Consider the following 10,372-nt stretch of genomic DNA (forward strand, 5'->3'; position numbering starts at 1 on the left):
CTATGCGCTTAGCGAAATGGCTTTTCATGGAAAAACAGAGCTGGTAAAAACTTTATGCAGCATGGAAACTGATAATAAGCCTGATCAGAAAGCTGTAAGTTTTGCCTTAGAACGAGCTGCTCAAGGAAAAGAGTGGGCAGTAGTAGAGTATCTTTGCAGCTTGCAAACTGACAATATGCCAGACCAAAAATCAGTCAGCAAGGCCCTTACAGCTGCTATTGATGAGCGTAATTGGAAATTAGCAGTGCAATTATGCGCTATGACCGGTGATAATCAACCTGACGCCCAATCTGTAGAGTATGCTCTCATACAAATGGCCTTTTATAACCAAAGAGATTCCGTTGCAACTTTATGTGCGATGAAAACAGATAACAAGCCCACACAGGACTCTGTGAATAAAGCTTTAAAAAAAGCCGCTGAGAGTAAGGAATGGGGAATAGTAGAATATTTTTGTACCTTAGAAAGCAATAATAAACCAAATCAAGAAGCGGTTAGTAATGCTCTTAAAAGGGCTGCTGAAGAGCAAAATTGGGATACAGTGATTCTTTTATGCTCTATAAAAACTGAGAATAAACCCGATGAACAAACAATAGCTGAAGCTCAAGAACTTAGGAAAAAATATTGCGGAGAAAAGACCGACAATCGGCAGAATGAAGAAGAAACACAACGCAAACAATTTGCTGATGAAGATGAAAAAGATCACTATAATCAAGAGCGTCAAGAAAAAGGAACTGGTGATCAACAGAGTGAAGAAGAGAAACAACGCAAACAATTTGCCGATGAAGATGAAAAAGATCAGTATAATGAAGAGCGTCAAGAAAAAGGAACTGGCGATCAACAGAGTGAAAAAGAGACACAACACAAACAATTTGCCGATGAAGATGAAAAAGATCAGTCTAATCAAGAGCGTCAAGAAAAAGGAACTGGCGATCAACAGAGTGAAAAAGAGACACAACACAACCAATTTGCCGATGAAGATAAAAAAGATCAGTATAATGATGAAAAACGGCAAGAAGCAGATCGAACTCAAACAAAAGATTCTCTATCTGAAACTTTTGAGAAAGATACCCTGGATAAAACTCTTGAGCAGAAAAGAACAAGTCGTGAAGAAATTATAGCGTCAACAATACCAAAAATTAATAAAGCCTTGGCAACCCTTCAGCAAAAAATAGGTGATATAGATAAGCATCATTTTAGAGAAGCGTTCGCTGAAGCTAATAAATTATTAAGTAAACTGCAAGAGGCTAAAACCCAATATCTAAATGATTTGAATAACGTGGATATTAAAACTGCCGATGCAAATCATGTATTTAAAGAGCAATGTCACACTCTAATTAATAATGCAAAAACGGTATTGGAAAGAGATTTGGGTTGGGGTGACTACCTTAGTAATTTGTTTAAAGCTATCGCTAATGCAGTAATCCGGACAGTGACTTTTGGAAATGTTAACACCTTTTTCAATTATGCACGCTCTGAATCAGTACTAGCTATCGAAGAGGCAGAGCAGAGTTTCAAATCTATTCCTGATTTGAATAGTTGAAACTTAAACTGGCAGAGAAGCTACTGCCAGTTTTAAAGTGATACAGCTCCTAGAGCCCAAAAAATCCAATACTAATTATACACCTATACCTAAATCTCTGCGACTTTACCACGAGTCCATAATGTAAGTGGAGATTACTGAACCCTGCTGTAAAGTCGCAGACACTTGATGGTTTATAGCTAAACGGTACAAAATTAACATTTAACTTTTACATCACAAATTCGGGTTTAGTATCTTTTGAATCCTTCCCAGGGGTATTTTCTACAACATCATCGTCTTGATTACCATTGATATCATCTTCGGCATCCAATACATCTTCTCTTGCTTCAATTTCATCCTTAGCTTTATCTTCATCCACATTATTCGAGGGCTTAAAATATTGCATTAGGAGAGTAATGGGAGCCATGATCATTGCTTTAAACGTTTGAGTACCAGCATCAATTGATTTAACTGCAATATTTTCGCTATTTCTGTTATGTCGTAGATAGATTTTTTCTAGTAATCCGGTGTGACGCTGATAGATGTCATCAAGATGTCGATTACGCTTTTTTTCCTGCTCTAAAAGATAATCTTTTAATTCAGAATGAGTATCCCATAACGAGTCTCGTCTTTTTTGCAATTGTTCCAGCTCACCATTGTAGAACTCTAATTCACTATCTATTTCATTTTTAAGTTTATCGCAAATTGCCTTACGCTCCAATGATTGCTCCCCACTCACGATAGAGGTAGATTCTTTAATCGCAATTTGCGCGTAACGTTCAATCAGCTCTGCTTTTTTCTTGAGAATATCCTCAATTTTTTGATCAAGATACTGAATAGCATCTTTATTAGAACCTAACACCTGATAATGAGAATCAAAACGCTTATTGTTCGTCATCTGATTACGAAGGTTTTCCAATTCGCGCACTTCCTGCGTCAGTGCTATTTGCTGTGCCTTATCATTTAAGCTCTTATCGCGGCTTAATAGCAGCTGCCGTATAAAAGCAGATAAGACAGCAACAACACCAAATGCAGTCGCACAAATGATCGCTATAGCTATTGGTTCCATAGCTAATCCTCCTTTAGTGCAAATGAATCAATTGAGTATGTATATCTATGGCAAAGTAATGGCTAAACGCCTGGTATGAATCAACTAAAGGCCATTCTTCAACGTTATTGCACATACGCATCATTTCAGCCTCAAAAATAGGCTCATAGTGATGCTGAAGAAAGGGCTTTATTTGCGTTAGCTTACTGAAATTCTTGACAACTACTGTCGCATTTTCTGCCAAATGGGATAAATTAACGCGCTCTAATACACTAATTAGATCACTTTGCTCTTCCACAGCAGCCTTCATCCACTTTAGTAATACAGAGCGGGGTCTTACTCGAAGTAACTGCTTACCATCCTCCATTAATGGCTCCATAAGAGCTATATGTGAGTGAAGTTCAAATTTGAAGCAACATAAGAAATCCAAGAAACTTCCTTCAATTTCATTACGTGCATTTTCTCCTAACCACCGACATATCTCGTGTCTAAACATCGTGGTAAAATGACGTTCTATTTCATTTAAAGTTTCTTCATCATTTTGTTGCTTTTCAATAACATAAGCTGTGTTATCAGTTTGTAATAAACGTAATTCTGGTAACTCAATCTCTGGTAATTGTGAAGCAAGGAATGATAAAAAAACGGGAGTGGGTTTGAGAATTATAATTTCCCATCGACTTGGTTGCATGACGCTCTCCTTGATTTTATCGACTCATCCTGAGTACAACTAAAAAGCAAAATCAACGTCTTTTCTTCCCTGCTTTTTTTAAGGGAAGACTATCAGGTTAGTTCAATTTGGAAATAATGACAAGTAAAAATTAATTTTTTACAAATTATAATGAACCTGTGAGTACTGGCTAAGCTTCATGAAAAATAGAAATGGAAAAGATAATAAAATTAATAGTTATCATTCATTCAACTATGCCTGACTTGACATAATTGCTCATATCTATACTATATGCTTGCCATTTTTTTCTGTATTCAAACATGAAATTTCTAAAAAAATTAATTGTCACCCTCTTTGCTTTTCTTATAATTACTGGCGTTACTCTTTGGGCACTTGCAAAATCAATAAGCCCAACAGTAGTTAAAGACTATGTTAGTTCTCAATTGAGCGCTTTAACTCATCAGCAAAGTCGAGTGGATGGCGATATATCCTGGCAAATTTTCCCGCGTCCTGGAATTAAAATTACAGGAGTGCAAATTGGTGAACAAAACGACCAAAACAACTACTCAGTAAAATTAGATAATTTACTATTCAATTTAAAGATCACACCTCTTTTACGCGGAAAATTGGTTTTTAGCGAGCTTGATGTTAACGGCTTTCAAATTAACATTAACCCTGACGTACAACCTCCAAAAGTCAAAAAAGCAACCTCTCCCTCAACTAAAAAAACCAACAGTGTTGCTGAGCAATTTGCTATTGAACGAATTCTTTTAAGTCATGGTCAAATTAATTTCAAGCAAAATGAACAAATTATAAAACTTTCAAACCTACAAATTGGAGCAGAACAATTTAACTTAAAGAAAGTCCCCTTTCCCCTTCAATTTAAAACACAACTTGATGTCGCCACCACGAATAAATCTATTGTGAAAGCACAAATTAATTTTAAGGGTAACACTGGCTTATCAGCATCATTATTTAACGACCCACTAACTGCGCTACAAAATACCCCACTTAATGGCCAGTTAACTATCCAGGAACTTAAAGTTCACCGAATAAAAGTCAATAAAATTCGTGCCAATGTAAAAACCAAAACGGGGGTACTTTTATTAAATCCGCTAACCCTAAATATGTATAATGGCGAATCGGTAGGCGATCTTAGTTATGAATTTGCCAGTATGAAACTCATAGTTAATCAAACTGCCACCAATCTTAATGGCAATAAGCTAATTTATGATCTGATTAAGAAAAAATTATTTAAAGGTAGCGTTGATTTTTCCATTCATACTCAAGCAAATGTCCAAAATGGGAGTTGGCGAGAAAATACCTCAGGTAATGGGAGCCTTACTATTAAAGACGGCGTTGTGGAGTCAATCAATTTAAACAAGGTGATTGATGGGACAAGTGACAAAATCAATAAATTACTTAGTGGTAAAAAAGATGGAGTCAACAGTGTGCTGCAACTAAGTCAATTTGATGATCCTGCCTTCTTTAAAGGAAACACTTATTTTAAACTGTTAACGCTTCAGTACTCTCTCCACGATGCTAAGCTATTGAGCGATTCTTTAGTGTTACAAACCGATCGCCTGCAACTTAAAGGTGATGGCGAGTTAAACTTAAAAGATAATAATCTGGATAGTCATTTACTGGCTAAGGTTAGTTTGACCGATCCCGAAGTTGACAAAATTCAGCAATTGTTAGGTGGAAGTTTCCCTCTTTTAGTTCAAGGGACTTTGGCAGAACCCAGTGTATTACCTGATTTAAAAATCATTAATCCTATTCTTACCAAATTCTGGCTTAAGGAAACCCTTGTAAAGCCAGTTAAACAAATTCACAAGCAAATTAAAACGCTTTTAACCAGTAAGAATGACTAACACAGCACAAGAGCAATTTAGCCAACCTCTATTGACCTGGTTCGATAATTTTGGACGCAAGGATTTGCCATGGCAGCATCCTCGCACTCCATATAGAGTTTGGGTTTCTGAAATTATGCTACAACAAACTCAGGTCAAAACAGTAATCCCTTACTTTAATCGGTTCATGGATAATTTTCCTGATATTTGGCATTTAGCTCAAGCCCCTGAAGATCACATTTTAGCCTGCTGGTCAGGCCTAGGTTACTACAGTCGAGCACGTAATCTTGCAAAAACGGCAAAAATTATTTGTGAACAATACCATGGAGAATTTCCTCATTGTCTGGAGGAACTAGTTTTATTACCAGGCATTGGGGCTTCAACAGCAGCAGCCATTGCATCGCAAGCTTTTAATCTACCTGCAGCAATTTTAGATGGCAATGTTAAGCGTGTACTTTGCCGCTATTTCATGGTTGATGGCTGGCCAGAGCAAACAACAGTCAAGAAAAACTTGTGGCAATTAGCAAACCAATGCATGCCTGACCAACGCAGCGCAGACTATACGCAAGCTATCATGGATTTAGGTGCCACTTGCTGCACGACCAGGAAGCCTGATTGTGAACACTGTCCTTTACAGGGAACCTGCCAGGCTAAGCTACACAATAAGGTAAATGATTATCCTCATAAAAAATTAAAAAAAGCACTTCCTCACAAGAAAGAACAGTTTTTGTTACTTCATACGGTAGATAACACAATTTATTTAGAAAAACGACCTCCAGTGGGGCTTTGGGGTGGTCTTTGGTGTATTCCGAACATGGATATACACAGCTGTCCCAAAGAACATATCAAAAAACTTTACAACTTTGATTGCTTACATGCCCAAGAAATGATGCAGCTGAAGCACTCATTTAGTCATTTTCACCTGCATATTAAAGCAATCCGTATAGAGACAATACCTACAAAAGATACAATTACCGAAATGCCTGGAAGATGGTTTAAACTAAGTGAAGTTAACACACTAGGACTAGCAAAACCAATTGCCACCATTATCAAACATTTTCAAGAGACCTTATAAATCTTAGCGTCCTTTATGTGGATCCCGCGGATCTATGGATTTCACAAAATTAATTAGATATCTCTGCAGAGTCTGAATTTCGACGCTTGCTAATCACCATAAAGATTAAAATGACACCAGCTAAAACTAACAAAATAAGCTCGGCGGAGTACAACTTTACAACAGGGGCATTTTTCCAGTGAGCCAGAGCATAATAAAAGAAAATAATAACCGCTCCGGATAAACTATTAAATAAAGATTGCACCCTACCCTGATAATTTAAATCAGTCATTTCTTGAGCCAAAGTAGTTAACAATGCCCATGAAGAAAAAGAAAAACCAATTAGTAAATGATAAAAAATGGCACAACCTATATTTTGCGTATGGCTGAATAGATAGAATGCGACTATTCCTAATATTACTTGGCCCAAAATGACTTTAGACAATGAAAAAAGAGTGGCCAACCAAGGACTTAAAAATCCTCCCAAAATAATTCCTGCTGATAATGCGGCCTCAAGCCAACCAAACTGACTGACATTACTATGCAATACTGATTTGGCAAAAGGCGCCAATAATACTGGCGCAGTCATATAGCAAATGAAAAACAAGCCCTGCACTAAATAAACAAGCAAAATGGGCATACGATGAATAATATATTGCCCCCCTTGTACAAACTGTCTGAAAAACGACTCTATATTTTCCTTTTTTGCTACCTGCCCTTGATAAGGAATCCATAAAATAAAAAGAGTAGCGAGTAAATAGCAGACTCCGTTAATAATAAAACAGGTAGCAAAAGAGGTTCCTGCTAAAATGAAACCTGCACTTCCCATTCCCAAGGCAGCCCCCACTTCATAAGCCGTATCCAACATGGCGTTGGCATAGAGTAAATCTTCCTCACCAACAATAATTTCACGCACAAACGCCATAGCCACAGGAATATAAGCCGCTAATAAAGTGCCAATGAGAGTCGCAAGACAATAAATAGCAAAGGGGCTAATATAATTGTGATAAGCAATTGAAGCAAAAACAAATAGACAAATAGCCCGAAGCCCCACGGTAAGTAATAGCAACCATTTGCGATTCCAGCGATCTGCGAGAACACCTAAAAAAGGCCCTAATAAAACATTAGGGAGCCAAAAACAAGTCATAAGAATCGCCGTGGATATCACAGACGCATTAAATCGTACTAGTGCCCACACCATAACGATATATGTTAAACCATTGCCAAACATGGCTAACGTACAACTAAGCATAAAATGCCTGAAACCGGCATTTTTAAAAAGATGGCGTTGTTTACTCAACATAATAATTTGTCTTTCTTTGAAAGAGTTCTCAACAAGAAGGAGATTTATCTGTCAAAAACGCTTTAATGATTAAGAAGAGAAATGAATTAGTTCTCTCCTTTGGTAGCTTTTTCTTGGTTGACTCTGCTTATCTCTTTGAGAATTAACCAGTAAACTTACACATAATATCACATCACCAACAACTTGAGAAGTTTTTGAACACAAAAGACTTATTGTGTTCGTCGATAAATCCAGTATTATCAACTCTTAATCCTCTTGAGAGCTGTCATGATTATTTTACTTACGTTAGTTAGTTTTATTGCTTTGCTATGGTCAGCAAATCAACTAGTCACAGGAGCCTCCGGAATTGCGGCTCATTACCACATACCCCCTTTATTAATAGGTTTTACATTAGTAGCCTTAGGTACTTCAGCTCCAGAAATTATGATTGCCATTACTGCATCTCTTGAGGGTTTCACAGATATAACTATTGGTAATGCTATTGGAACCAATATTGCAAACATTGCTTTAGTATTGGGTTTAACTACTCTCATAAAACCTGTCAGAGTTCAATCTACATTATTACGTCAGGAATATCCCCTACTTTTTTTAGTCATGCTTTTTTCCTACTCCCTAATGCTTGATGGCTATTTGGGGGTTCTGGACGGTTGCTTATTGTTATTAATGTGCCTACTTATTATTTGCTATTTTATTTTTGTCACTCGTCAAGAACGTCCTCAAAAACAACTAACCTTAGCTTTCCAGCACGCAAAATTGGGTAAACATTCAATCAAATATCACATGATTAGCTTAGTCCTAGGCTTAATTGTATTGCCCATCAGTGCAAAATATTTAGTCAACAGCAGCACTCATCTTGGACATTTACTTGGGATAAGCGACCTGGTGATGGGACTGACACTTATATCCATAGGTACTAGCTTACCTGAACTAGCAACGTCGATAGTTGCAGTTATGAAGGGAGCTGATGATATTGCTGTTGGTAATATTTTAGGCGCCAATATTTTTAATTTACTCGCAGTGATGATTTTTCCCAGCATCATCCACCCAGCACCGATAAGTACCATGCTTTTATGGCGTGATATCCCTGTAATGTTTATTACAACTTTCATTCTTCTATGGATAAATTATCGTAATAAAAAAAGAATGGCTCGCTGGCATGGAGGAGTTCTGATTTTAATTTACTGTTGCTATATGTTTTCATTAATTATCAATGCTGCCCTCTAATAGTGCATTTAGGCATTCATAAAGATTGCATAGGGTACAGACTCTGTAACCCTTTTGTTTAAGGGAAAATATTTTGTGGCTGTTGTTGTAGAATAGCCAAAGCCGCCAATGCATCACGCTGCCCTTGTTGCGCGGCTTTATTAATCCAGTACCAGGCTTTTTTGCGGTTTTCCGTAACACCCTGTCCGTAATAATACATATAACCTACGGCGTATTGCGCGTCAGGCTGCCCTTTTTTTGCTTCAGGCTTTAAACGAACAAATGCTTGTCGATAATCTTGAACACGAAAACTCTTAATACCCTCTATAAGATTTGAACGAGACGCACACGCAAACTCAGCCAAAACTAAAATGATTATCAGAGCTATTCGCAGAAAAAAACGCATTACTTATCCTCAATTAGCGGTTTTGCTGGAGCCTCAAAAAGTAGTTCATTTTTTGGCAAGCTTAAACTCTCAAGAACACCATTATGCAACACTACGACTCCATTTGCCGAAATTCTTTTAATAACGGCGCCCCCCGGCAACGAATCACCGATAGAGTAAATTTTTTCTTGTCCGCCACCTGCTCGAATAATCACTTGTGAATGCTCTTTTTTACTGTCAAACATGATTCCAACCACTTCGACATCCAACATAGATTGTTTAATTTCTGCATCGTCCAGGTTTGCTGGCACATAATCACCAAACAATGGCACTGTAAACAGCGGTGAATTACTACGTAAACTTTCCTGAGTATGCTGATTTATTAATTTTGTGGCCACTACTATTTTCCCAGTAGATTGAAAATAACCAATAATCTCCCACAAAAATAAAAAGCAAGTTATGAAAAAAACAAGCACAGCAATCAGTAATTTAGGGTCATTGTAATTCAGAAGAAATTTATTTTTCATATCTTGCTTCAACTTAGCATGATTTTTGCCTATAACCCTATTAAAACATACGGTCTGTTTACATTTCGCCAGTTTGGCCAAGATAGTAGAAATGTAAACAGACCCCAGACGTTAACTTAAGAAATTAAAGAGTAGCTAATAGGGAATAAATATGCAAACAAATCAAGAGCCAGCCTATATTCAATTAGCAACAATGTCACGTTGGTATGTTGTGTCAAGGGCAATACACACTGTAGCAAAGCTTGGTATTGCTAATCATATGTCCTTGCAACCAATAAAAATAAAAAGATTGGCTGAAATCACAGGAACCGTACCAGAGTTACTAGAAAGACTTTTAAGGTTCCTTAGTTCTTACCAATTATTTAATTGTGATGGAGACTCTTGCTCACTCACTGAGTTGTCGCTACCCTTACGCGATGACGATCCCCACTCTATACGTGATGTGTTATGCATGGTAGATGAAAGTTGGTGGCAGGCGTTTTCTTGTCTTGACAGCAGTTTGAAGACAGGGAATTCAGCTTTTTTTCAACAACATGGCGATGATTTTTTTAACTTTCTTGGGAAACATCCCGAGAAACAAAATAATTTTGATAAAGGCATGGCAAAACTCTCCACTTATGATGATAACGCCGTTGCCAATGCTTTTGATTTTTCAAATTTTTCGCACTTAATTGATATGGGCGGTGGTCGAGGTGGTTTAGTAAAAGCAATAGCACATAAATATCCTGAATTAAAAATTACTTTATTTGATACGCCAGCCGTAATTAATCAGCTCGATAGTCATGATTTCCCAACACAAGTTGAACTAGTGGCTGG

General features: G+C 37.3%; 9 protein-coding genes and 1 pseudogene. 5 read left to right on the forward strand and 5 right to left on the reverse strand.

All coding sequences use genetic code 11. The features are described 5' to 3' along the window. A pseudogene (locus Lbru_RS11835) lies at positions 1 to 1,540 on the forward strand (hypothetical protein); the annotation flags it as partial. A gap of 208 nt (positions 1,541 to 1,748) precedes the next feature. Here the strand turns inward: Lbru_RS11835 and Lbru_RS11840 are convergent. Further along, a complete protein-coding gene (locus tag Lbru_RS11840) occupies positions 1,749 to 2,588 on the reverse strand; it encodes a hypothetical protein (RefSeq protein WP_058442345.1) in 840 nt (279 codons plus the stop codon). Between the two features lie 13 nt (positions 2,589 to 2,601). Further along, the gene (locus tag Lbru_RS11845) at positions 2,602 to 3,255 is read right to left on the reverse strand and encodes a hypothetical protein (RefSeq protein WP_058442346.1); all 654 of its coding nucleotides are present in this window, start codon (positions 3,253 to 3,255) and stop codon (positions 2,602 to 2,604) included. A 299-nt stretch (positions 3,256 to 3,554) separates the two neighbouring features. Here Lbru_RS11845 and Lbru_RS11850 point away from each other — a divergent pair, with 299 nt between their 5' ends. Both Lbru_RS11850 and mutY read left to right on the forward strand, forming a co-directional pair. Beyond that, entirely contained in the window at positions 3,555 to 5,105 is a 1,551-nt protein-coding gene (locus tag Lbru_RS11850) for an AsmA family protein (protein ID WP_058442347.1), read from the forward strand. Further along, the gene (gene mutY, locus Lbru_RS11855; protein ID WP_058442348.1) at positions 5,098 to 6,159 is read left to right on the forward strand and encodes an A/G-specific adenine glycosylase; all 1,062 of its coding nucleotides are present in this window, start codon (positions 5,098 to 5,100) and stop codon (positions 6,157 to 6,159) included. Before Lbru_RS11850 ends, mutY begins: the two co-directional genes overlap by 8 nt. Before the next feature lie 49 nt (positions 6,160 to 6,208). On the opposite strand, the gene Lbru_RS11860 is transcribed toward mutY, so the two are convergent. Further along, positions 6,209 to 7,441 (reverse strand): MFS transporter, encoded by a 1,233-nt coding sequence (locus Lbru_RS11860; RefSeq protein ID WP_058442349.1) that lies wholly within the window; start codon positions 7,439 to 7,441, stop codon positions 6,209 to 6,211. Positions 7,442 to 7,708: 267 nt separating this feature from the next. On the opposite strand from Lbru_RS11860, the gene Lbru_RS11865 reads away from it, so the two are divergent. After that, positions 7,709 to 8,665 carry a calcium/sodium antiporter gene (locus tag Lbru_RS11865; RefSeq protein ID WP_058442350.1) on the forward strand — a complete coding sequence of 319 codons (957 nt, stop codon included), beginning with the start codon at positions 7,709 to 7,711 and terminating at the stop codon, positions 8,663 to 8,665. A 58-nt stretch (positions 8,666 to 8,723) separates the two neighbouring features. Here Lbru_RS11865 and Lbru_RS11870 read toward each other — a convergent pair whose 3' ends face one another. Both Lbru_RS11870 and Lbru_RS11875 read right to left on the reverse strand, forming a co-directional pair. Beyond that, positions 8,724 to 9,050, reverse strand: a complete 327-nt coding sequence (locus Lbru_RS11870) for a tetratricopeptide repeat protein (RefSeq protein WP_058442351.1) — start codon at positions 9,048 to 9,050, stop codon at positions 8,724 to 8,726. Further along, positions 9,050 to 9,556, reverse strand: coding sequence for a type II secretion system protein N (locus tag Lbru_RS11875; protein ID WP_058442352.1), 507 nt, complete (start codon positions 9,554 to 9,556; stop codon positions 9,050 to 9,052). The genes Lbru_RS11870 and Lbru_RS11875 overlap by 1 nt, the downstream gene beginning before the upstream one ends. A 151-nt stretch (positions 9,557 to 9,707) precedes the next feature. Between Lbru_RS11875 and Lbru_RS16620 the strand changes: the two genes are divergently transcribed. Further along, a partial coding sequence (locus Lbru_RS16620; protein WP_065235465.1) for a methyltransferase occupies positions 9,708 to 10,372 on the forward strand: 665 nt, incomplete at its 3' end.

Source organism: Legionella brunensis, from assembly GCF_001467025.1.
Taxonomy (GTDB): Bacteria; Pseudomonadota; Gammaproteobacteria; order Legionellales; family Legionellaceae; genus Tatlockia; species Tatlockia brunensis.

Coding starts and splice junctions, on each gene's coding strand:
- Lbru_RS11860 (WP_058442349.1), bottom strand. CDS start 7,441: ATGTTGAGTAAACAACGCCATCTTTTTAAAAATGCCGGTTTCAGGCAT.
- Lbru_RS11840 (WP_058442345.1), bottom strand. CDS start 2,588: ATGGAACCAATAGCTATAGCGATCATTTGTGCGACTGCATTTGGTGTT.
- mutY (WP_058442348.1), top strand. CDS start 5,098: ATGACTAACACAGCACAAGAGCAATTTAGCCAACCTCTATTGACCTGG.
- Lbru_RS11875 (WP_058442352.1), bottom strand. CDS start 9,556: ATGAAAAATAAATTTCTTCTGAATTACAATGACCCTAAATTACTGATT.
- Lbru_RS11845 (WP_058442346.1), bottom strand. CDS start 3,255: ATGCAACCAAGTCGATGGGAAATTATAATTCTCAAACCCACTCCCGTT.
- Lbru_RS11865 (WP_058442350.1), top strand. CDS start 7,709: ATGATTATTTTACTTACGTTAGTTAGTTTTATTGCTTTGCTATGGTCA.
- Lbru_RS11850 (WP_058442347.1), top strand. CDS start 3,555: ATGAAATTTCTAAAAAAATTAATTGTCACCCTCTTTGCTTTTCTTATA.
- Lbru_RS11870 (WP_058442351.1), bottom strand. CDS start 9,050: ATGCGTTTTTTTCTGCGAATAGCTCTGATAATCATTTTAGTTTTGGCT.